This window comes from Pseudoalteromonas sp. SG43-6, assembly GCF_014164365.1.
Classification (GTDB): Bacteria; Pseudomonadota; Gammaproteobacteria; order Enterobacterales; family Alteromonadaceae; genus Pseudoalteromonas; species Pseudoalteromonas rhizosphaerae.
The window spans coordinates 38,660-61,856 of the sequence record NZ_JACJEZ010000019.1 but is presented as its reverse complement, the minus strand read 5'-3'; the positions used below and the strand labels follow the sequence as shown (position 1 = coordinate 61,856).

At 39.4% G+C, this 23,197-nt stretch carries 23 protein-coding genes; 3 read left to right on the top strand and 20 right to left on the bottom strand.

All coding sequences use genetic code 11. The features are described from left to right. The 13 genes from H5201_RS10045 to H5201_RS09985 form a co-directional block, all read right to left on the bottom strand. Positions 1-492, bottom strand: coding sequence for a chalcone isomerase family protein (locus H5201_RS10045; RefSeq protein WP_182718659.1), 492 nt, complete (start codon positions 490-492; stop codon positions 1-3). Between the two features lie 44 nt (positions 493-536). Beyond that, positions 537-1,049, bottom strand: a complete 513-nt coding sequence (locus H5201_RS10040) for a DUF2878 domain-containing protein (protein WP_182718658.1) — start codon at positions 1,047-1,049, stop codon at positions 537-539. Then, the gene (locus H5201_RS10035; RefSeq protein WP_149980177.1) at positions 1,027-2,289 is read right to left on the bottom strand and encodes a cyclopropane-fatty-acyl-phospholipid synthase family protein; all 1,263 of its coding nucleotides are present in this window, start codon (positions 2,287-2,289) and stop codon (positions 1,027-1,029) included. The genes H5201_RS10040 and H5201_RS10035 overlap by 23 nt, the downstream gene beginning before the upstream one ends. 26 nt (positions 2,290-2,315) lie before the next feature. After that, positions 2,316-3,050 carry a DUF1365 domain-containing protein gene (locus H5201_RS10030; RefSeq protein WP_149980176.1) on the bottom strand — a complete coding sequence of 245 codons (735 nt, stop codon included), beginning with the start codon at positions 3,048-3,050 and terminating at the stop codon, positions 2,316-2,318. Next, positions 3,043-4,299, bottom strand: coding sequence for an NAD(P)/FAD-dependent oxidoreductase (locus H5201_RS10025; protein WP_182784502.1), 1,257 nt, complete (start codon positions 4,297-4,299; stop codon positions 3,043-3,045). Before H5201_RS10025 ends, H5201_RS10030 begins: the two co-directional genes overlap by 8 nt. Continuing rightward, a complete protein-coding gene (locus tag H5201_RS10020) occupies positions 4,296-5,006 on the bottom strand; it encodes an SDR family NAD(P)-dependent oxidoreductase (protein ID WP_182718654.1) in 711 nt (236 codons plus the stop codon). The genes H5201_RS10025 and H5201_RS10020 overlap by 4 nt, the downstream gene beginning before the upstream one ends. After that, entirely contained in the window at positions 5,006-5,434 is a 429-nt protein-coding gene (locus H5201_RS10015; RefSeq protein WP_145235859.1) for a nuclear transport factor 2 family protein, read from the bottom strand. Before H5201_RS10015 ends, H5201_RS10020 begins: the two co-directional genes overlap by 1 nt. Before the next feature lies 1 nt (position 5,435). After that, positions 5,436-6,830 (bottom strand): deoxyribodipyrimidine photo-lyase, encoded by a 1,395-nt coding sequence (phrB, locus tag H5201_RS10010; RefSeq protein ID WP_182784500.1) that lies wholly within the window; start codon positions 6,828-6,830, stop codon positions 5,436-5,438. Further along, the gene (locus tag H5201_RS10005; protein ID WP_145235868.1) at positions 6,830-7,783 is read right to left on the bottom strand and encodes a DUF523 and DUF1722 domain-containing protein; all 954 of its coding nucleotides are present in this window, start codon (positions 7,781-7,783) and stop codon (positions 6,830-6,832) included. The genes phrB and H5201_RS10005 overlap by 1 nt, the downstream gene beginning before the upstream one ends. A gap of 8 nt (positions 7,784-7,791) precedes the next feature. After that, positions 7,792-8,454 carry a ChrR family anti-sigma-E factor gene (locus H5201_RS10000; protein ID WP_182761711.1) on the bottom strand — a complete coding sequence of 221 codons (663 nt, stop codon included), beginning with the start codon at positions 8,452-8,454 and terminating at the stop codon, positions 7,792-7,794. Then, positions 8,447-9,070: a sigma-70 family RNA polymerase sigma factor gene (locus H5201_RS09995; RefSeq protein ID WP_182740069.1), complete on the bottom strand. Its 624-nt coding sequence runs from the start codon at positions 9,068-9,070 to the stop codon at positions 8,447-8,449. The genes H5201_RS10000 and H5201_RS09995 overlap by 8 nt, the downstream gene beginning before the upstream one ends. A 66-nt stretch (positions 9,071-9,136) precedes the next feature. Next, positions 9,137-9,715 carry an LON peptidase substrate-binding domain-containing protein gene (locus H5201_RS09990; protein ID WP_182784498.1) on the bottom strand — a complete coding sequence of 193 codons (579 nt, stop codon included), beginning with the start codon at positions 9,713-9,715 and terminating at the stop codon, positions 9,137-9,139. A gap of 213 nt (positions 9,716-9,928) precedes the next feature. Further along, complete coding sequence (locus H5201_RS09985; protein WP_149980170.1) at positions 9,929-10,219, bottom strand: hypothetical protein; 291 nt, start codon at positions 10,217-10,219, stop codon at positions 9,929-9,931. A 255-nt stretch (positions 10,220-10,474) separates the two neighbouring features. On the opposite strand from H5201_RS09985, the gene H5201_RS09980 reads away from it, so the two are divergent. Then, a complete protein-coding gene (locus tag H5201_RS09980; RefSeq protein WP_182740059.1) occupies positions 10,475-11,113 on the top strand; it encodes a hemolysin III family protein in 639 nt (212 codons plus the stop codon). A 9-nt stretch (positions 11,114-11,122) separates the two neighbouring features. Here the strand turns inward: H5201_RS09980 and H5201_RS09975 are convergent, their stop codons facing one another. Further along, a complete protein-coding gene (locus H5201_RS09975) occupies positions 11,123-11,428 on the bottom strand; it encodes an MGMT family protein (protein WP_145235885.1) in 306 nt (101 codons plus the stop codon). Then, positions 11,429-12,322, bottom strand: coding sequence for a LysR family transcriptional regulator (locus H5201_RS09970; RefSeq protein ID WP_145235888.1), 894 nt, complete (start codon positions 12,320-12,322; stop codon positions 11,429-11,431). It abuts the gene before it with no gap. A 122-nt stretch (positions 12,323-12,444) separates the two neighbouring features. Here H5201_RS09970 and H5201_RS09965 point away from each other — a divergent pair, with 122 nt between their 5' ends. Both H5201_RS09965 and H5201_RS09960 read left to right on the top strand, forming a co-directional pair. Next, positions 12,445-13,527 carry an efflux RND transporter periplasmic adaptor subunit gene (locus tag H5201_RS09965; RefSeq protein WP_145235892.1) on the top strand — a complete coding sequence of 361 codons (1,083 nt, stop codon included), beginning with the start codon at positions 12,445-12,447 and terminating at the stop codon, positions 13,525-13,527. 1 nt (position 13,528) lies between these two features. Further along, positions 13,529-16,591 carry an efflux RND transporter permease subunit gene (locus H5201_RS09960; RefSeq protein WP_145235895.1) on the top strand — a complete coding sequence of 1,021 codons (3,063 nt, stop codon included), beginning with the start codon at positions 13,529-13,531 and terminating at the stop codon, positions 16,589-16,591. Between the two features lie 60 nt (positions 16,592-16,651). On the opposite strand, the gene rluF is transcribed toward H5201_RS09960, so the two are convergent. The 5 genes from rluF to glgC all read right to left on the bottom strand — a co-directional run bounded on the left by rluF (position 16,652) and on the right by glgC (position 23,186). Further along, positions 16,652-17,575, bottom strand: coding sequence for a 23S rRNA pseudouridine(2604) synthase RluF (gene rluF / locus H5201_RS09955; protein ID WP_182767903.1), 924 nt, complete (start codon positions 17,573-17,575; stop codon positions 16,652-16,654). Between the two features lie 303 nt (positions 17,576-17,878). Then, complete coding sequence (locus H5201_RS09950; protein ID WP_259398509.1) at positions 17,879-18,964, bottom strand: DUF418 domain-containing protein; 1,086 nt, start codon at positions 18,962-18,964, stop codon at positions 17,879-17,881. A 16-nt stretch (positions 18,965-18,980) separates the two neighbouring features. Further along, entirely contained in the window at positions 18,981-20,192 is a 1,212-nt protein-coding gene (locus tag H5201_RS09945) for an EAL and HDOD domain-containing protein (RefSeq protein WP_182718648.1), read from the bottom strand. Positions 20,193-20,310: 118 nt separating this feature from the next. Further along, positions 20,311-21,852: a glycogen synthase gene (locus tag H5201_RS09940; RefSeq protein WP_182718647.1), complete on the bottom strand. Its 1,542-nt coding sequence runs from the start codon at positions 21,850-21,852 to the stop codon at positions 20,311-20,313. 32 nt (positions 21,853-21,884) lie between these two features. After that, on the bottom strand, positions 21,885-23,186 hold the full coding sequence (glgC, locus tag H5201_RS09935) for a glucose-1-phosphate adenylyltransferase (RefSeq protein WP_149980163.1): 1,302 nt from the start codon (positions 23,184-23,186) through the stop codon (positions 21,885-21,887). Between the last annotated feature and the right edge of the window lie 11 nt (positions 23,187-23,197).

The window sequence follows — 23,197 nt, the reverse complement described above, 5'->3', positions numbered from 1 at the left end:
TTATTGCCCTATTAGTTGTTTTCGCATCTGTGGCTCAGAGGTATTAGCATCAAGCCAAATAGCTAAAAAGTCATCCGCAAAACCACTTTGCTCTATAGCCCCTAGCTTTTTATCATTAAAATAAAATGTGCCAATACCATTTTCATCCGTAATGAACGATAGCGATTCACCTTTTTTGATATCCGGCCAAAGCGCAGCTAACTGTGCATCGTATTTTTTAATGATCTCTTTTTTGCCCAAATGCTGCCATTGTTCGTTCGTCGCTTTGATTATGTCCTTGGCAGCAAAATCGCGTAAATAGGTCAATGTCAGTTTAGTGGGGTGATTGCCAAACTGATAGCTCCCCGATGGGGTTGCTAACTGCGCCTGATAAACATCCCAAAATAGATACTCAAAACGAGCCTCACCGACCACTTTAAAATCAGCAGCAAAGCTTCGGCTGCATACCAATACACTTAAAATAATTAGCCCTTTAGTTAATCTTGCTATCATTACCGGACTCCAAATTTCTAAGTTAAATAGTTACACCTGTATGTTCATTTATGTTCAGAAACTAACAGGTACTTTTTGCTGTATGTATTTATAATCCTGATAAAATTGAACATAAACGACCAAGCTAAACCATATATAAGCCAAAATTGCCAAACTACAGGATGAACCTCTAACGCCCCAAAGCGTGCACCAGCAATATAACTTGCGGGGGCAAAAACTGCACAGAGCAACAGCGCTAAATACCAAGGCGTGCGATGCAAAAATTGCATTGATGTATTGATGGTTAACAGTAAAGCACACCAAAGTAATACAAACCACAATGGAAAGGGCGATATACTAAAAGATAAAAAGCCAACCTCAACCATCAAATATTCAAAGCTTAACGAGATCATTAAGCCATAGCACAGTAACAGCATATCTTGTTGCTTTTGTTGCGACAGACATAACATCACTATGATGATTAATAAAATCGGTATGATAGCGCGCTGCTCAAGGAATAATGCTAAAAACCACACTCCTTGAAACAGCAAAAAATTAATAACTGAGCGCAATGTCATCACTTGAATGGTTAAAACGCGGTTTACGGGCAACTAAATGCACTGTACTGGTTACTCGCGCCCTAAATGCGCCTTCACAGTAAGCTAAGTAAAATAACCATAATCGATAAAAGCGCTGGTCAAACTTAACTTTGTCGATTTCTGGCCAGCTTGCGATAAACCGTGTGCGCCAATCAGCTAAGGTTCTTGCATAATGAACGCCGATATCGTTAATGCTGTGTACCACCATGTCTGATTGACTTTTTATTTGCTTATTCATTTCATCAATACACGGTAAACAACCACCAGGGAAGATATACTGCTGAATAAAATCAGAATTTTTCAGATAATGTTGATAGCGTTGATCAGCAATTGTAATTGCTTGGATCAGCATTGCACCACTGTCTTTGAGTAAGTCATTACATTTTTTGAAAAAGCTGGGTAGGTATTCATGACCAACCGCTTCTATCATTTCTATTGACACTAGCTTATCGTAACAGCCTTCGAGTAAACGATAATCTTGTTTCAATAAGGTTATCTTATCTTCAAGCCCCAACTGGGTAATTTTTTCTGCCACAAACGCATGTTGCTCATCAGAAATAGTTGTAGTAGTAACGTGGCAGTCATAATGTGTTGCAGCATGAATGGCAAACGCTCCCCACCCTGTGCCAATTTCAATAACCGTTTCACCGGGTTGTAAATCTACTTGTTGGCAGATTAAATCAAGCTTATGGCTTTGTGCTTGTTCAAGAGAAGCATCTTTTGATGGGTATACAGCGCTTGAGTAAAGCATTTCAGTGCTTAAAAATGATGAATACAACTCATTGCCTAAATCGTAATGAGCAACAATATTTTTCTTTGAACCTTGCTCAGAATTCTTGTTTTTACGGTGGTTTATTCGATTATAAAGATTACTAATAAACGCAAACTTACGTTCAAATTGGTCCAGTTGAGCCTGATTAATGGCAAAAATTTCAATCAACTGAGTTAAGTTAGTACATTCCCACTGGCCTAAAATATAAGCTTCGCCAGCTCCGACACTGCCAGAGAGCGCAAATGCTTTATACATTGCCGGATTATTGACAACTACTTTAGCCTGTAAGTGACTTTGAGGATCACCAAAGTGTTGAACGTCGTTACCATCAACTAGGGTAATTGCGCCAACTTCAATGCTATCAAACGCACCAATAACTAACTTTTTATACAGCTTACTTAACAAGCTACTTGATGCGTTATCAGCTAAACTGGATACTTTTTCCATCTCATGACCTTCATTATTTTAGCTTATCAATTCTTGCCTGAGTGACCTAAAAAAGGCACTCGCTTACAAAATAGTTTAAACGCCTGTACGTAAATTCCTTTCATCACAGTGATGGTCATGGCAGGAAAACGTTTCAGTAACGCAGTAACCGCAGCACGACTGAGTGACTGGCGTTGTAAACGCAAACTGGCAGTAAATAATAGCGTATTATCTTTTTTATTTTCTATATGGATCATAGTATTGTGCTTTGTTAAACGCACTTTCCAGTGGTAATCCATATCTAAACTCATAAATGGTGATACGGAGAAAGCCTTTTTAAAGTTCACTTTCTTGTGTAAATCAACCAAGTAATAGTGTCGCTCGTTCCAGGGGGTATTACTCACTTCAGCAACCATATAGGGAAAATCGCCATCAGCCGTTTCATAGAAGAAAAAGTTAACTGGGCTAAAATACACCCCAAAACAGCGCAGCTGTCCGAGCATATAAACATTACTAAACGGAGCAGTAATCCCCAGCTCGACAATTTTATCAATTGCTCGTTGTTTGATTGGTTGTTGAGTATCTAAATCACGATTAAGATAATCGGATTGTTTAAATTTAAGTGCTTTAAAGCCTGTTGTTCCAAGCCAAGGGTGAACACCATCAAGTTGCTGAGGAGCATTAAGATCAACCCACATCATGTACAACTGATAATTAAAGCTATGCGCTTTAATTGCTAATCGGTGATGACGAACATCACCGATTAAAAGTGCACTATTCAAATTCAACCCCAAGTTTGCGAGCAACATCTACAGCGCTTTTCACTCCGTCTTCGTGAAATCCGTTATACCAATAAGCGCCACAAAAATAACTGTTATTGGCTCCATCAATAAGCTGTTTCTGTTGCTGAGCAGCAATAGACGTTTTATTGAATACTGGATGATGATACGTAAATTCTCGGAGTATTTTAGTTTTATCAATTCCCTCGCGGTGATTAAGCGTGACACAAAATTGCGTTTTACTTGTGATGCCTTGCAAAATATTCATTTGATAAGTTACAACAGCAGCTTTATCAAGATTATCGGTAAGTAGATAATTCCAACTTGCCCATGCGGCTTTACGTTTTGGCAGCAAAGCAGTGTCAGTATGCAAAATCACTGAATTTTCAGTGTAGGGAATGGCTGATAAAATTGCTTTTTCATCTGTGCTTGGGTTTTCAAGTAAAGCGAGAGCTTGATCAGAATGACAAGCAAAAATCACTTTATCAAATTGCTCAACAGTACCATTTTTCAATCGGATCAACACCTGCTCCGGGGTGCGAAAAATAGACTGTATATCCGTGTTCAATTTTATTTTATCTTTAAAACCACTGATCAATGGATTGATATATTCCCTTGAACCACCGGGAATAACATACCACTGCGGACGATTAGTAATATCTAATAAGCCATGATTGAAAAAGAATTTTACAAAAAACTCAACGCCAACATTACTCATTTCTTTAATACTTGTTGACCAGATAGCCGCGCCCATCGGCAAAATATAATGGTAACGAAAAAAATCATTAAAACCGTGTTGGTCGAGCAACTGACCTAGCATCTGCTCACTTTGGTAGTCGTTGTCATGATATAGTTTTTTACACAAGGTGTTAAAACGCACAATATCACTAAGTAACTTCCAAAAACGCGGACGAAATATATTGCGCTTTTGAGCAAACAAACTGGCAAAGGTGTGGCCATTATATTCAAAACCAGTTTGCTGATTATGCACACTAAAACTCATTTCTGTCGGTTGTCGTTCAACGCCGATGCGCTTTAACAGCTTTTCAAAATAAGGGTAAGTGCGATCATTAAAAACAATAAAGCCAGTATCAATAGCACGCTTAACACCATCAACCTGTATATCTATCGTTGCGGTGTGCCCACCAATGTAGTTGTTTTTTTCAAATACCGTAATATCATACTTTTTGTGCAACAAATGCGCGCAGCTTAATCCTGCAATTCCAGAACCTATAATTGCTATTTCTTTCAACGACTTAATCCTTTTGCAAGCATGAGCCAAATTGGCAGCGGCAACATGCGTAAACATTTTAAAATAAGGGTAAAACGATAAGGAAAATGCACCTCTTTGCGGCGCTTAGCGACCCCTTTGATAATATAATTTGCCGCTTTTTCTGCAGTAACTGCCATTGGCATTGGAAAATCGTTTTTTTGAGTCAACGGTGTTTTAACAAAGCCTGGATGCACTAAGGTTACGTCAATATCAGCTAAATCAATGGCTAAACTTTTTGCTAAGTAACTGACCCCAGCTTTTGATGCGCCATATGCTTGTGAGCGCGGTAACGGTAAATAAGTTACGCTTGAACTGACAATCACCAACTGACCACCGGACTTTATCCTCGGTAGTAAAGCCTCAAGACAGTAACCCATCGAAAGCAAATTAGTAGTAACAACGCGGGTAAACAATGCACTGTCAAAATTATGCGCATCATCGATATACTCACAATTGCCAGCATTAAGAATAACGCGATCAAATTGCGTATAAGCAACAGTGCTACTTCGTATTTCTTGTAAATCAGTAGCGTCAAACTGACAACTTTCAATATTCGTTAGTTGCGCAAGTTCGTTTAGTTTTTCTTGGTTACGCCCACAAGCGATCACTGTATCCCCGGCTTGCGCATACAGTTTCGCAAGTTGTTCACCAATACCTGATGTTGCACCTGTTATAAGCGTGATCATTATTCCGCTGCCTTATTATCTATGTATTTAATAATTGAACCGAGAATAGGGATATGTCGATAAAGTAATGCACCAGCATCAAAGTAGTCTTTATGAAGGCTGATTTTGTCACCAGTAAATGTTAACTTGCTATGGCCTGCTACGGCTATTTGCTGGCCATTACTAAGCTTTGGATGGCGATAATACATAGTCCAGTAAACAAAAGCATTATCGCCTACACTAACAGCATCACTGATATCAAACGTGCATTCAATAACATTACTATAAAGTTTAGCAAAATATTGATGTAAGTCAGCTAAACCATCGACTTCATGCAATGGATCAGAAAAGTGAATGTCTGCAGCATAAATATCACTCAGTAAATGTAGATTTTCTTTACTTAGCTTTTGGTATATCGCGATAAATTTATCTGTTCTGTGGTTGCTCATATCATACCTTAAATGCATCAAGCGCTCGTAAGCGAGCCGTTTTATGATCAACGATTGCTGGCCAATAAACTGCTTTTGCTTTGCCGCTTTTCGCTAAATATTCATGTGGAAAATGAATTTGCTTATTCGGCACATTTTCCAACTCCGGTATATATTTACGAATAAAATCACCATCAGGATCAAATCGCTCACTTTGAGTAATCGGGTTGAATATTCTAAAGTATGGCTGGGCATCGCACCCGGTACTTGCAGCCCATTGCCAACCGCCGTTGTTAGACGCTAAATCGCCATCGATCAAATGCTGCATAAAGAAACGTTCACCTTTACGCCAATCAATTAACAAGTGTTTGGTAAGAAAACTGGCAACTACCATTCGTAAGCGATTATGCATCCAGCCAGTTTGAATAAGCTGTCTCATAGCGGCATCAACAAGCGGGTAGCCTGTTTTACCTTCACACCAAGCAGTGAAATCAGCCTCATCAGTTCGCCACTTTACTGGGTCATATTTCTCATTAAAATTGTTATATTTATTAAGTTTTGGATAAGCCACAATTAAATGACGATAAAACTCACGCCACACTAACTCGTTGACCCAATTAAATAAATTGCTTTTAGAGCTACTTAAAACATCGACATATTGTTGCTGTACAAGAGCAATTAATTGCTGAACGCTGACAATGCCTAAAGCTAAATACGGACTTAAGCCTGATGTGCCTTTAATACTTGGAATATCTCGCTGATCTTTATAACTGAGTAATTTATCGCTGATAAAGCGGGCACAGATTTGACTTAATGACGCATCATCAACTGGCCACTTATGTGAGGAATCATCACCGGTAAGTAACGCTGAACCTTGCCAAGGTATTGGGCTAAACATTGTCGGGGGGGCTTGAAAATAAAAATGAGTATCTTGATATTGCTTTAGCCAGGCATTTTTAAAAGGGGTGAACACCTTAAACATCTCACCACTTTGATTCAGTACCGTTCCAGGCGGTGCAACCACGTCACCATCAAACAAGGTGACTGATACTTTAAGTTCATCAGTATGATGTAAAAATGCGTTATCGCGCTCAACTTCATTAATTTCATATTCTTTATTGGCAAATAACTGCGTTACTGAATGTCGCTGGCAGAATTCGCTTAACTGCTGCACACATCCTGCGTAATTACCCGCTTCAATGATATGCAAGGTGATGCCATTATCAGCTAGTAACTGACCTAAGAAGTTTAACCTTCGTTTTAGCAAATCAATTTGTATTGAAGCAACACCATGGCGTTGCCATTGTTGCTCAGTGATAAAAAATATAGCGTCTTTACAACCATTGTCGATTGCTTGATAAAGGGCATGATTATTAAAAAGGCGCAAATCGCGCCTAAACCAAAATACAGTGTTCATTAAATTCCGTAGCGTAATTTAAGTTCGTGAGGATAAGGGTTGAAGTAAACTTGCTTTGCTAAGTATTCGTTTGGATGTACTTTCAAATGATGTTTTAAGAGTGTCAGCGGTACATACAGCGGCACTAAACCTGAGCGATACTCATCAATTGCATCTCGTAACTCTTCTTTTTCAATTTTGGATAAATGTTTTTTAAAGTAGCCTTGTAAGTGCATTAAAGTATTGCTGTTATTTTTGCGTGAGGCAGGTCTTTTCAGCGCTGCCATTAAACCTGCAATATAATCGTCAGCAAGCTGCTCAAAATCATCGCCAACATAGGTGCCCAGTAAATTACCAAGATCTTTATATGCCTGATAATTGTGAGCCATTAACAAATACTTATATTGCGCATGAAACTGCGTTAACCTATGCAGGGTTGCTGGTTGTTGACGCAATAATTGCCAGTTTTTATAAGTAAACACTCGCATTACAAAGTTTTCACGCAAGTGCATATCATTTAAACGACCATTTTCTTCACACGGTAACAATGGGTTGTGAGCCATAATTTGCGCAGCAAAAAAACCCACGCCTTCTGATGTATTACCGGTGCCTGCTTCATTGTATATTTTGATCCGTTCCATGCCGCAGCTTGGACTTTTAGCACAAAAAACAAAGCCGCTTAATTGTGCAGCCTGCTCTGTGGCAACTTTTTTACCGTACTCTGTCAATTGTGGGCCAACATCACCACTGCCGTCAGGACGGCACACTTTAATAGTTGTGCCTACTTTAACCTGTCTAATTGTCGGTCTTGGGATCGGTAGACCTACCGCCACTTCAGGACAAAAACGCTTATATTCAACATGTTTAGCAAATTCATCCATGCAAAAATTTGATTTTTTATGGCCACTATCAAACCGAACTTTCTCACCTGCAAGGCATGCACTGATGCCTATTTGAATAGTCGATTGCTGCATATACACTCCTAGTAAATCAAATTGCCAATTGGATTGAGTAACTTACTCAGTCCTTTATTAAAGTGTAGAGCACTACTGACTACTGTGTAACATAAACAGCCTTTTTCTGTGATCGGAGTGTGTTGATGACGACCATCGAGCCACATAAAGTCGCCAGGCACATAATGATCGTCTTCATCACTAAACTCACCATCGAGTAATAAAGTCAGTTCAAAACCAGTGTGGGTATGTTCAGGGATTTCCCCACCAGCATCTATGTGTAGCAAACTCGAACGTAGCGCACCATCATCGAGAGCGATACGAGAACGTGATAACTTACCCATTTGCATAAACTTACTATGTGAAATACGGGCAAGAGCACGAGGCAATTGATAATTTTGCTGATTGACAAGGATAGTTTGTGGCGTCACTTTATATACATCATCAACACTATCGTCAGCGGTAATTGCATCAAGTAATGATAGTTCATCAATAGCTAAATCTGTAGTTTGCAGTTGTTCATTATGATGCGCAAACACATCTACAGCATTTTGCGCTTCAATGCGTTGCACTTTATCTTTACAGCAACTACACATGTCAAGATGAATAGCGACAGCAACACTGATACTCGCCGGTAATGACGCATTACAATACTGCGCTAATAGCGCATCACTTGGGTGATGTTTAATCATTGCGGTCTCCCATTTCATTGCGTAATTTTTGTAACGCTAAACGTAAACGTGACTTCACAGTACCAATTGGAATATTCAATTGATCTGCAAGTTGCTCTTGTGACATATCTTGAAAATAAACGCCTTTAACAACATCGCGTTGAGCTTGAGGTAATTTATCGAGGTAATTTTTGATTTGCTGGTTTTCAAGATGATCACTAAATTCATGGTCGGCATTATCATGTTGCTCAACTAGCGGCCAAATATCTTCGCTAATATTGTCTTCTTTGTTACTTTTCATTTTTCTGAGCATATCAAATGATGCGTTACGCATTACGGTATATACCCACGTTGTAGCTGCACCTTTATCATTATTATAAAGATGTGCTTTTCGCCACACTGAGGTAAGGGTGTCTTGCACTAATTCCATCGCTTGCGCTTCTGAATTAAATTGCTTAATACCAAAGCGTTTTATTTTCGGTGAAAAGTACGCAAATAAATAAGCAAAAGCCTGTTTATCACGATTAGCTGCAACCGCAGATAATGCATCTGCAAGTTCTTTGCTTGGCGTTTGTGGCATGGCAGTGTAATTACCTGTGTTAGGTTCACAACGTGTTGAAAGTTGTTGACTTACCATCATAATATTCCTATTAGTGTTCTTGCTTGTGCAATACGCAGAGCAACTAAAATAAGATCATATTAATTAGGAAAATTCGTTATTAATCACAGTATGAAGGAAAGAGTGGATATTCGCAAAGTCCGATTTAAAGGCAAGCTGTTGTTTTTTATCAATTGAAATAGGTAATAATTCAAGCCATCTTGCAAGCACCCAGTTTAGATCATCAAAGTGTGTCTGGCGGTATAAATCGGTTAACTCTAGATTAGCAGCAAACAACTGCTCTAGTGCCGTTACTAAATATGAATCATCGCGCTCTAAGTTGTGAGGTTGTTCAAACCAAAGAGATGTTTTAGGTGCAGATAGCTGACCGAAACGCAGTTGCTGTTTATCTTGAGTTATATCAGTTAACTCAACTACAGATTTGGCCACCACATCAATTAATAGTTGTCCTTGTTGATCTTGTGAAAAGTCAATAATATCAACTAAGCATCCATACTTAGGAACGTTGAGATAACTATCAACATCGTACTGGCAAAGTACGAAACCATGATCATTTTTAAGTGATTCTTTGACCATATCAAGATAGCGAGGTTCGAAGATACGTAACCGCGTATACCCGCTTGGTAGAATAAATACCGGTAATGGAAAGATTGCACGTTTCATAAGGCTTACTACATCAGTTTAACTATGCATTACGTTACGTGCACCGCAGCAAATAAGATCAACGTTACTGATTATTACTTATCGCTATCCCCTTAGCCTATGTTTAACCACTGCCCTACGTTGCGTAATAATTCAACTGAGGCATACACACTTAATAAGCTCACTACAGGTGCTAACATTAAAGCTAATAATCCTAATTCGCTGCTCATTGCCTTAATCCTCAACTTTTACTGCATTGCTAGTTGCAACGAGTTGTGATGTATTTTCCGCAACTTTAGCTGATTGCTCACTATGCTGTGAAAGCAGTTCAGTTAACATTTTTTGCGAATCACTAAACAATGACTGTTTTAATTTGCTTTGTAATTCATCACTCGTACTTTCAATATAATGTGCAATGCTGTTTGATAGCGTTTGAGTGATATCTAATTGACCGTCATTTGCACTTGCTTGTGTAGAACCAACAACCAAAAGTGCTGCAACAGATAGTTTAATAATGCTTTTCATGATGGTATTCCCTATTGTGTTATTAAGTTAGTCGCTATTACTTAATCAAAGGTTGTGCCAACCACGAAATAAATTTTAACCAATTGTTTTTTATGCACTTTAAATCACATAAGTGCATAACCTTTTGATGATGTGAATTTTAAAACCATTCAAAGTGGTTAAAAATACTAAAATATAGTCAATAAATAAGCATTGAAAGTTTCAGCGTACACTTGTACACTCAAACCCATATTAATGTTTTACGATGAGTATGTGATGTCGGTTGAACCCGCTTATTCTAAAAAAGAAGAGCAACTTAATAGCTTGTCTCACGGCGCAGGCGTTGTATTTTCACTGTTTGTATTGTGGGAGCTTACCGGCAAGATACACACGATTGAAGCAACGGTCAGTGCAATTATTTATGGCGGTAGTTTATTGTTGCTGTTTTTATCATCTACGCTTTATCACAGCAGTAGCAGCATAGGTGCGCGGGCTTTTTATAAAAAATGTGACCACTGTGCTATTTATATTTTGATTGCAGGCACTTACACCCCTTTTTTAGTACTCTCATTAACCGGAATTTGGTCGATTTTAACGCTGGTATTTATATGGTCTTTAGCACTTGGCGGAGTGTGCTATAAATTAATGGTGAAAAAACAAAACAAAAAGGTGTCTTTATCAACATATTTATTAATGGGTTGGTTTGCAGTTGCAATTGTCTACCCGCTTTATTTAAATGTGCCAGTAAATGCACTATGGTGGTTACTCAGTGGAGGGATTTTGTATAGTCTCGGCACACTCTTTTATAGTGCTAAAAGTCGTCAATATAGCCACGCACTTTGGCATGTATTTGTGATTGCAGGCTGTGTTTGTCACTATATTGCAATCAGCCGCTATATTATTACGGTCGGTTAAATTTTTTAATTAGTCCCACTGAAATTGACGCATATTAACACGACCATTTTTAAAAATTACGCCTTCACTTTGCAGTAATTGATATTGCTTTTGGTACTGCGCTGTCCCTTCAGGAAAAGAAATTTTACCTTGGCTGTTGATTACTCTATGCCAAGGTATGCTTGAATCTTTTGGCATTAACTTTAATAACCGCCCTACTAGCCGAGCATTATTTAGCAATCCTGCCATTGCCGCTACTTGTCCATAACTGGCTACTTTTCCTGGCGGTATATTCGCCATCACAGTATAAATTTTGTCTTCTTTACTGGCTTGCATTTACGACCCTAAAAACGTTTTACTTAACTGCTTAAAATCTTGCCACACGGCTCTTGCCACGGGTCCATGATGAGTGGCATTTTGTCGGAATACTCTGATCTGTGCGCTAAACGTATTTTCTCTGTCTAGTATTTTAATTTGTTGTAATACACCACTTTCAAGTTCATTTTGACAATGCGCTAAACTCATCATTGCCCAGCCAGCTCCCGATAATAAAAACGATTTTAAAGTTGATATATCATCAATTTTCATCATGGTAGAGCCTTTTGAATACGATAAACGATCAGAGTCAAAACTCATATCACTTTCAAACATCGCTAAACAAGGAAAGTTCTGTAATTGTTGATAAGTTACTTTATCTGGCACTAATCCTGTCACACTAACAATACCAATATCGAGCTTGCCAATCGGTAAACTTTCTAAATCGCCTGTAGCATGAAACAAATCAAACCACGGACCAATCCCTAAGTCTGCTTGTCCTTTATTAACTTGCTCAAGAGAAACAAAGCGTTTTCCGCTGGTTACACTAAACTCGGTGCTGGTATGTTTAACAAAAGCATTGCAAATAATATCGTTATACAGTGCTTGGTGACATAACTGCTCATAACAAATTTTGTAATTTGCTTCATTACCAAGTGCAAGTTCACTGGCCAGTTGTGCTAAATGTGCCTGAGCATCTAATAATAATGCTGCTTCGCGATGATAAATACGACCCTTTTCAGTTAATTGCAATCGATAATGGCTACGATCTAATAATTCAAAACCAAGCTCAGCTTCAAGTTTCTTAATAGCTAACGTTAAAGCTGGTTGCGATTTATACAGTGCTAAAGCAGCTTGCGACAAGCTTTGAGTGCGAACAATGGCATCAAGCATTTTTAACTGCACTAAGTTCATAATGGTCCAACTTAAAATCATAAATTTTATTTATGATCTTTTTAAAATTTAATAATTTTTATTTTATATGTTCGCGGCGTATGCTGCACCTAATTTATGTTTTCATAGCCACGGAGAAGACCATGAAACTGTCGCCAGTTTTAATTATATCTACATTAATACTGAGTTTAGTCGCCTGTAAAGAATCAAATACCGACACTCACGTCGAACAAGCTATTCGTCCAGTAAAACTATTTGAAATTGATACTAACTCAGATCAGACAATACGCAGTTTTCCGGCAGAAGTAGTGGCAAATCAAGGCTCTTATTTGGCGTTTAGAGTTAACGGTGAGTTATTAGAGTTCCCGGCATTGGCGGGTCAACATGTTGAAAAAGATCAACTCCTTGCCAAGTTAGACCCTGAAGATTTTCAACTGCAATATGATGAGCGAAAAGCACGTTTTGAATTGGCGCACTCGCAACTTGAACGCGTACAAAAACTATTTAATAAATCAATTACCAGTCAATCCGAACTTGATCAGGCACTTGCCAATAAACAGGTAGCTGAGTCGGCATTAAAAATTGCAAAAACCAACTTAGATAATAGCGAATTACGTGCCCCTTTTAGCGGCACCGTTTCCAAAGTGTTTGTTAAAAACTTTGAAAATATCCAAGCAAAACAAAACATTCTTCGCTTAGAAACCCGTGATTTAATGGATGTGATCATTCAAGTACCCGAAAAACTAATCGCCCGTATTGATAAAGACATTGACTATCAGCCAAGCGTGGTTTTTGACGGTTTTCCAAATAAATCATATACCTTAATGATTAAAGAATTCGACACCCAAGCAGATCCAGCCACATTAACTTACAAGGTGGTATTTTCATTACCTGTGCCTAAGGATTTTAACCTGTTGGCAGGCATGACCGGCAGTGTAGATATTGATCTAAGTAAAGTTACTCACTCGCAATCACACTATATTTTACTCCCTGTTGAAGCGGTGTTCTCTGAACCAACACAGCCTACTAATAACAGCTATGTCTGGCTATACGATCCACAGACTGGCAAGGTGAAAAAGCAAGCTGTTGAAGTTGGCCAATTACATCGACGTGGTATTGAAGTGCTTGCTGGTTTAGAGCAAGGTCAAACTGTGGTCGCGGCTGGTGTTCACTACCTTAAAGAAGGCATGCAAGTACGTCCGTGGCAAAAAGAGCGAGGCTTATAAAATGAGCATTGCTGAACTTGCCATAAAACAAAAGGTCGTCAGTTGGATGTGCGCGCTATTACTATTAATCGGTGGCGTAGTATCTTATTTAGGACTTGGTCAGCTTGAGGACCCTGAATTTACAATAAAAAAAGCCATGGTGATCACCTTATATCCTGGCGCTTCACCACAACAGGTAGAAGATGAAGTTACTTTTCCGATTGAAAATGCAATTCAACAATTGCCGTATGTGGATTACGTAACCAGCATTTCATCTCCAGGGAAATCACAAATTACCGTTGAAATGAAAAGCAACTATCGCAAACAAGACTTACGACAAATTTGGGATGAGCTACGACGCAAGATTAACGATAACGCTTCATCACTGCCAAGTGGTGTATACCCAAGTACCATTTTAGATGATTTTGGCGACGTATACGGCGTAATGTATGCCGTCACTGGCGATGGTTACTCTTATGACGAACTAAAAAACTATGTTGATTACTTAAAGCGCGAACTGGTACTCGTTGACGGCGTAGGTAAAGTTACCGTCAGTGGTGAACAACAAGCACAGGTGATGGTTGAAATATCGACGCGTAAGCTGGCGCAGCTTGGTATTGCACCAACTAGAATTTATCAATTATTGCAATCACAAAATACCGTATCGAATGCAGGTAAAATACGCGTAGGCGATGAATCAATTAGACTGCACCCAACAGGCGAATTCAAAGACGTAAAAGAGCTCGAAAATCTACTGATCTCAAAACCAGGTGAAAATGAACTGATTTACCTCGGTGACGTTGCAACTGTGTTTCGTGAATACGCCGAAGTACCTAATAATGTAATCCGTTTTAACCAGCAGCAAGCCTTACTAGTTGGCGTATCGTTTAGCAGTGGTGTAAACGTTGTGGATATAGGCGATAACATTAAAGCGCATTTAGCATCGCTTGAATATCAACGCCCCCATGGCATGGAAATAAATACCGTTTATAACCAACCTGTTGAAGTCGAAAAATCAGTCAATGGCTTTATCATCAGCTTACTCGAAGCTGTCGCTATCGTTATTGTTGTCCTGCTTGTCTTTATGGGCTTTAAAAGTGGCGTACTGATCGGGGCAATTTTATTGCTGACCGTATTAGGTACATTCATTTTCATGAAACTGTTTGCGATTGATTTACAACGAATCTCTTTAGGTGCGCTGATCATTGCATTAGGAATGTTGGTTGATAATGCCATTGTAGTCACCGAAGGGATTTTAATAAACCTAAAGCGAGGGCAAACAAAGATAAAAGCAGCGGCTAATATAGTGGAGCAAACAAAGTGGCCTTTACTTGGCGCAACCGTGATTGCGATTACTGCATTTGCGCCAATTGGCTTAAGCTCTGACGCTAGTGGGGAATTTGCCGGCAGCTTATTTTGGGTATTATTTATCTCATTATTACTAAGCTGGATCACTGCCATCACCTTAACTCCTTTCTTTGCTGACTTAATGTTCAAAGAAACAGAGCTCAAGCAGCAAAGCCATGATGAAGATCCATATCAAGGTGTGATCTTTAATCTATATAAAAGTTTATTAAGCACCTCGATGCGTTTTCGTAAAACCACTTTATTGTTGATGGTCGTTTTATTAGCTAGCTCTGTTTTTGGCTTTAAGTTTATTAAACAAGCGTTTTTTCCAGCTTCTAACACGCCAATGTTTTACGTAGATTATTGGCATACCCAAGGGGCTGATATTCATGCCACTTTAGATGGCGTCGCCAAACTCGAAGCATTCTTACAAAAAGATGAGCTGGTCGAAGAAGTAACATCAACGATAGGACAAGGCGCACCACGGTTTATGTTGACCTACGCACCTGAAAAATCATACCCAGCTTATGGTCAATTAATTATCCGTGTAAAAGACCGCGAAGCAGTGGCGACGATGATTGCAAAAGTTCGCGACTATGAATACAACCATGTATTTGATGCCAAGCTTAAAATAAAACGTATGGAAATAGGCCCTTCTACTGATGCTAAAATAGAAGCGCGTTTTTCGGGGGCTGATCCAGTAGTGCTTCGCCAATTAGCTAAACAAGCAAAAGAAGTGCTAGCAAAAGATGCCGGTGCTTATAATATTCGTGATGATTGGCGTGAACGCTCAAAACTCATTCGCCCGCAACTTAACGAACAAAAAGCGCGGCGTCTGGGTATCGCTAAAACAGACTTGGACCAACTATTATTAACCAGTTTTTCCGGTAAAAAAGTCGGCATTTACAAAGATGGTACTCAACAGATCCCCATTATTGCCCGCTCACCGGCACAAGAGCGTCTTAATGTTGAAAGCCTCCGTGACCTACAAATATACAGCCCAGTATTAGGCGTATTCGTGCCAGTTACTCAAGTGGTGGATGAGTTTGTTGTACAGTGGGAAGACAGCCTAATAATGCGCCGCGATCGCAAACGTACTATTACAGTAATGGCCGATCATGACGTAATAGGCGATGAAACACCCGCTAAACTATTTTCAAGAGTCAGGCCAGGTATTGAAGCAATTAAACTCCCTAATGGCTATGAATTACAATGGGGCGGTGAGTTTGAATCATCAACAAAGGCAAAAAAAGCTATTTTTGGCTCGTTACCTTTGGGCTATTTAGCGATGTTTGCAGTCACTGTGTTGCTATTTAACTCAGTAAAAAAACCACTGGTTATTTGGGCCACAGTACCTTTAGCAATCATCGGTGTCAGCGCCGGCTTGCTAGTGATGAACGCCGCATTTAGTTTTATGGCGCTACTTGGGTTATTAAGCTTAAGCGGTATGTTGATTAAAAATGGCATTGTGTTGGTTGATCAGATCAACCTTGAGCTCAGTGAAGGCAAAGAGCCTTATCAAGCAGTATTTGATTCCGGTGTAAGCCGTGTGCGCCCCGTTGCGATGGCAGCAATCACCACCATTTTAGGAATGATCCCATTATTATTTGATGTGTTCTTCCAATCAATGGCGGTGACGATTATGTTTGGTTTAGGCTTTGCAACCGTGCTGACATTAATCGTAGTGCCGGTGCTCTATACCGTGCTATTTAAAATTGAGGTGCCAAAAGCAAAATAACTGAGGTTTAAATAAAACCAGGAGCACAATTTATGTTGTTCCTGGTTTTACAATTTGATCTTATTTTTTAAGGCTTAATGTGCCTGTGCGAGTGGTGCTATTTCTTCTTGCAGGTTTGGCGTTAATTTGGTCATTTTTAGAATCAAAACGGCCTTGTTTGACATGCTTAGCAAAATCACGCTTTTTATCGTTATCTTTGTAAGGCGTGCGTGCTTGTTTAGGCTTGCTGATATTCGCAGATTGTTTGTTCTCATCCACTGATAACTCCTCGGTTTTGCCCGAGTCGGCAATCGAGTTATTAATCTCAGCCATTTCTTGCTCAGTTAAATGGCGCCACTGGCCAACATTTAAGCCTTTTAACGTGACATTCATGATACGTACGCGTTTTAAGGTGACCACTTCATAGCCCAAGTACTCACACATACGACGAATTTGACGATTCAAACCTTGCGTTAATACAATAGTAAATTGTTGCGGTCCTGTTTGTGTAACTTTGCATTTTTTCGTGACTGTATCTAAAATTGGTAAACCACCTGCCATCTTATTCACAAACTGACGATTTAATGGCTTGTCGACTGTAACAACATACTCTTTTTCATGATTATTGCCTGCACGAAGGATTTTATTGACGATATCTCCTTCATTTGTCAGGAAAATCAACCCTTCTGATGGGCGATCTAAGCGACCAATTGGAAAAATACGATCTGGGTAGTTAACCGCTTTGACGATATTACTTTGAATTTTACGCTCAGTTGTACAGGTTATACCAACGGGTTTGTTGTAAGCGATGTACGCGCGTTTCGGCACTTTTTTCAGCGGCTTACCATCAATCAGTACCGTGTCAGACAATGCTACTTTGACACCCATTTCCGGTCGAATACCATTGACAGTAACACGACCATCTTCAATATATTTATCCGCTTCGCGTCGTGAACAAAAACCAGTGTCACTAATAAATTTATTTAATCGTTTTAAGTCTGTCATGGGCCAAATTCATATTAATTTTAAAGGCCGATATTGTATACCCAAACCACCTTAAGATGCGAGCTCAGTTGAATTTAAAAGCGATTTAGACAAGGCATAGATTGCAAACAATAGAAGCCACTTGTTAAAATTAATAACGCAGTATAAAGCGCCGTTAAACCAACAATTAGCCTTTTCACAGCAAACATCTAGTCTGTTTGTTTATACTTAAACGATTGCTCTGTTTTACGGTATATGGGTTTGCGATAATTTTAACCTGCAGTGACAGTGAAAAATTACCACACTATTTACAGTAGCTTCAACTCAAGCAGCATTTGCATACTTTCGCCAAATAAATTCCATTGGACCTTGCTTAAAATAACGCGAATAAATCACACTAAAACTAAGTTGAAAAATAACTAAACCACTCACTAATACGTAATATTCTAAATGATTAAAGCTTAGCACCCAGTGCGGATAAAAAACTTTAAACAACAATAACAAGCAAATAGTTTGCATTAGATATAAAGTTAATGCGAGCCTTCCTGCACGCTGCAATGCAATAAAGTGAAAGTCATGTTTTGTCATCAGCATTACCACAAAATGAATAATTAATAGGGCTGTGAATAATGCTGCAAACCAGCTTACGGGTTCTTTTAATGCACTAATAAATAAGCTAGATTGGTATTCAAAACTGATCCTAATCGCACTTAACAGTAGCGCAATTGACAAAACTCTGATTTTGCTTAATTTAGTTAAACCAGTCTCAAACAGTTTATTTTTATAGCCATAAATACCGAATAGCATTAATCCTGCAGCCATCCACAAAGTGATCAGCGGAAGTGCAATGAGCATCACGATAAACATCACACTATTATTGACAAAAATAGTTAATGCCGATCCTCGTGAAGCATTATAACTTGCTAAAAAATCGGCTGAATCTCGATAGATAGTCAGTGTGGGGTCAATTAAGGCTATCAAAAACGTTATCGCTGCGGCTAATGATAGAAATTGCCAACCGCGTTTTAATAACATCTCGTCACTCGCATCAAGGTACTGTATGACCAACCAACCTGCGCATGCATAGATAAACAAAATATCACCAGCCCACAACAAAAAGCCATGTAGTAAACCAAACACGGCCAATACTTTTAAGCGTTTTTGCAATTGCTCAAGCTGCTGGTAACGCTGCCACTGAATATATAAGCCAGCACCAAAGAGTAAGCAAAATAAGCTGCGAAAGCGGCCGTCAATAACACTAAGGCTCACCCATTGAATAACATGATCCGAAAAAGGCGGGGACTGTAATGGTACGTAACCAAATTCAAATAAACCAAAGGAATAGGCATTCATGTACATTAAGCCAAGCACAGCAACACCACGAATAACATCCATATTTTGATTACGCATTATTGGGCTCGACTTATTAGTTGTGCTTATGTATGTTTGACCAGTCTAGCGCATCTCGATAAAACTTCGGCAGTAAATCACTATTTATGTTAATAAATACAACTGCTTGCTCCATAGCCCACCAGCTACCTGATTCATACGCTTTTACTGTTGCAAGGATATAATACAGGGTGTTTTTTTCTTCCATTAGAGCGTCTTTGATTGGTTCTGGAAATGGTAAACGAAGGAGTAATTGCTCCATTGGGCGATCTAATATTGCATCCAACAACGAAAAAAGACCGGTTAAAAAGGCACTATTCGCTTGCGAAGGCGCTATCTTTTTCGCTATCAGCTCACAAAATCGCGCCCGAATGATACACATTTTGATCAATTCGTTAGGTTTCGTTTGTCCAACGTGAGCGGTAATGATCAAACTAACAAACTTCTTTATATGATCATGGCCTAAATAGACTAAAGCCTGTTTGAGTGACTCTATTTCTTTTTGGACAGGAAACACACCGCTGTTGATCAATCTTAATAACTTAAATGCTAACGCTGTATCTAATTGAAACAATCGCGCAATCGCATTGATATCAGGATGCTCTTTCATAACTTGTGCATAGATGGTCAATGCTAATGCATAGTTTATATCAATGTCTTTTTGTTGAATGACTACCGGCTTGGCAAAAAAATAACCCTGAAAATAATCAAAGCCCATCTTATGAGCTATTTTAAAATCATCAATAGTTTCGACTTTTTCAGCAAGCAACTTTAGCTTTTTGTATTTTTGCAGCCGTCGAATCATCGGTTCAATTTGCTGCAAAGGAGTTATTTGAATATCAAATTTGATTAATTTAACAAGTTTTAAAAACCTTTCCCACTTAGGCTCATATACAAAATCGTCAAGTGCTAACACAAAGTTTTTATGAAACAGCGCACGACATAGCTGGTAGTTTTCTTCTGTCGGCTCAATTGTTTCGAGCAACTCAAGTACCACATCTTGCGAAGGCAAAAATGCACATAAATCCATTTTTAAAGAATCAGGACCGATATTAATCAGTGCTTTTTTACCAGCAGTAATATGTCGAGTGCCAAAATTAAGCTGATTTTCCATGATCAGTTTTGCTGTTGCGACGCTTTCGTCAATATCTGGAAAACAATTATTGGTACTATTACGAAACAATAATTCATAGGCAACTACATGTTGTTGACGATTGAATATTGCTTGGCGCGCAACAAATACTTGCACTTTTTCACCCTTAAACTCGACTATTGATGGTTAGTTACGAAATAAAACACAATACTAAGTAACTAAATCATAATGTTATTGCAATCCATTATAGCTAGTAAGATGATAAATAGCAGTATTAATTATAAAGTTTACTGATATAGTCCTTTGCTACATAAGACCATGTAAAGCGAGCAGCCTTAGCATTGCTGACAATTTCATCCCATTGTTTGGGTTGTTCTTGTCTCAGAGTAAGAGTATTAGCAAAACACGTTACCAGCGCCTCGCTTTGTGTTTGTAATGTGTCACCACTAAAGCTAAAACCATTTTCCAAATGAGTAATAGTATCTTTTAAACCACCGACTTGATGTACTAAGCAAGGCTGCCCTGCTCGCATAGCAAGCATTTGGCTAATACCACATGGCTCAAAGGAACTAGGCATCAAGAATAAGTCCCCTAACTCATACAGTAATTCGCCAACGCTATTACCATAACCCTTTAAAAATAATAAGTTACTATTTCGTGCCATGGCGGCTGTCATAACATCTTCAAGGGCCGTGTCACCGGAACCTAAAATGATCATACGTCCTTGCTGTTCATTTAACTTTTCACACAATGCATCTAGCACTTGCTGGTTTTCGTAGGGTTGGCGCAGTAACAAAGCTTTTTGATCGGTTAGGCGTCCAACACTGGTGACTAAAGGCCCTTTAACTGGCTGCTCAATGAACTGCTGTAACCGTTGATGAGCTATATAGTAACTGCTTTGCAGGTTAACTTCTTTAACCATCCAAACAAACAATGCCTGCTCTATCTCAAAGTATAATTGTGATAGCGTACTGGTTGACTGTGCGTTGTGCTCAGTGTACTCACAGCCATTTAATATTCCGACGACTTTATTGTTCGCCATCGCATTATTCAAATCGCGCTCTAAGCCTTCACCACCAAAAAAACCATTATGCGGTTCACTGGCTTGCAATACTTCTTGTGCGTAGCTTGGAGATACTAAATGTATCTTATCAACTAAATTGATAGCGCTGCGCATCGGATTAAAGCAATGAGGATAACGCGGATCGCATAATATCTCGCCGTTATAACTTAACGCCGGAAACCATGCTTCTAAACTTGAATCATCTCCTTTGAATGGGCGGATCCCTTGCAGTGCAATATTGTGTACTGTAAATACGCTGCGCAAAGAAGAAAAAGATGCAAACCGATGATCAAACTTTAACAATACCGCCACACACGCGCTGTGCCAATCATGCAAATGCAACACATCAGGACGAGTGATCACACCTTGCAATAGCGCTTCACACACTGCAGCATTAAATAATGCAAACTTAGTGGCATCAGTGGCAAAAGGTCGGTCACCATCATCATTACAGTATACAGCGCCATGGTGCTGACTAAATAACGGATGTGATAGTACTAATTGCCTGACTTGCTGCTGATCAACATATACTTGCCACACTTGAACATCATAGATATATCCGGCAAAGGGCACATGGAGCGTGCCTAATTGCACACGCTCTAACGTGGTAAAACCATAATCTGGAATAACCACATCAACGGTTAAGCCAAGCTCCGCTAATGCTTTGGGACAATCTCGTAGTACATCTGCAACACCACCCACTTTGGCATTTGGTAAAGCGTCATTTTCGGCCGCAACCATTAATACATGCATCTTTTTCTTACTTCCTACAACTGTATGATATTTTAAGCTAATTGTTTACTCTCACGCTCTTGGCGCTCAAGTTTTTTGGAAAGTTCTGTGAGCATTTCACGGGTCACTAATACAATACCCTTTTTAGATACTCTGAAACCATTTTCTTCGTCTGCTTTGCGATCAAAACCAATTTCAACGCCCGCAGGCACTTCACAACCACGGTCAATAATAGCACGACGAATGCGGCAATTACGTTGAATAATCGCACCCGGTAATATCACCGACTCTTCAATGACGCAGTATGAGCGAATATGTACATTAGAGAATAACAGTGATTTACGAACCACCGAGCCTGAAATAATACAGCCGCCTGATACGGTTGAATCTACAGCCATGCCACGTCTGTCATCATTATCAAAAATAAACTTAGCTGGTGGCAGTTGTTCTTGGTAAGTCCAAATAGGCCAAGTTGGGTCGTATAAATCCAGCTGTGGCTCTGGCATCACCAGTTCCATGTTTGCTTCCCAGAATGAGTCAAGTGTACCCACATCACGCCAATAAGGTTGGCCGTCATGACCTGGCTCTCGAAATGGAAAAGCAAATACATTATGCTCTTCAATAATTGCCGGAATAATATCATGTCCAAAATCACGGCCTGAACCTTCGTTTTCTGCGTCTTTTTTTAGTTGTTCAAATAAGAACTCAGTATTAAATACATAATTACCCATTGACGCTAAACAAGTGCCCGGACGACCAGGAATTGAACTTGGCATTTTCGGTTTCTCGTCAAAACGACGTACTCGTTTCTCTTCATCTACCGTCATCACACCAAATGTTTCTGCGGCTTCTTCGCAAGGAACTTCAATACAGCACACCGTCATGTCTGCACCTGTTTCAACATGTTTTGCCAATAAGCCGCCGTAATCCATACGGTAAACATGATCGCCAGATAAAATCATTACATACTTAGGTAGCTCATGACGAATAATATCCATATTTTGGAACACCGCATCTGCAGTGCCGCAATACCATTCGTCACCATAACGCTGTGATGCCGGTAATATCTCTACCGATTCACCCAGTTCTTTTTTAAAGTGGCCCCATGCACGGTTGACATGGCGGATCAGCGAGTGCGATTTATACTGTGTGGCAATCCCAACACGACGAATACCTGAATTAATACAGTTTGATAGCGGGAAATCGATAATACGATGTTTGCCACCAAAATAAACTGCCGGTTTGGCCCGCCAGTTTGTTAATTCATGTAAGCGTGAACCTCTGCCCCCTGCTAAAATCAGTGCGTAGGTTTCTCGTGTCAGACTACTTATGTAGCGATTTGCATAACTTGGCATAATTTATCTCC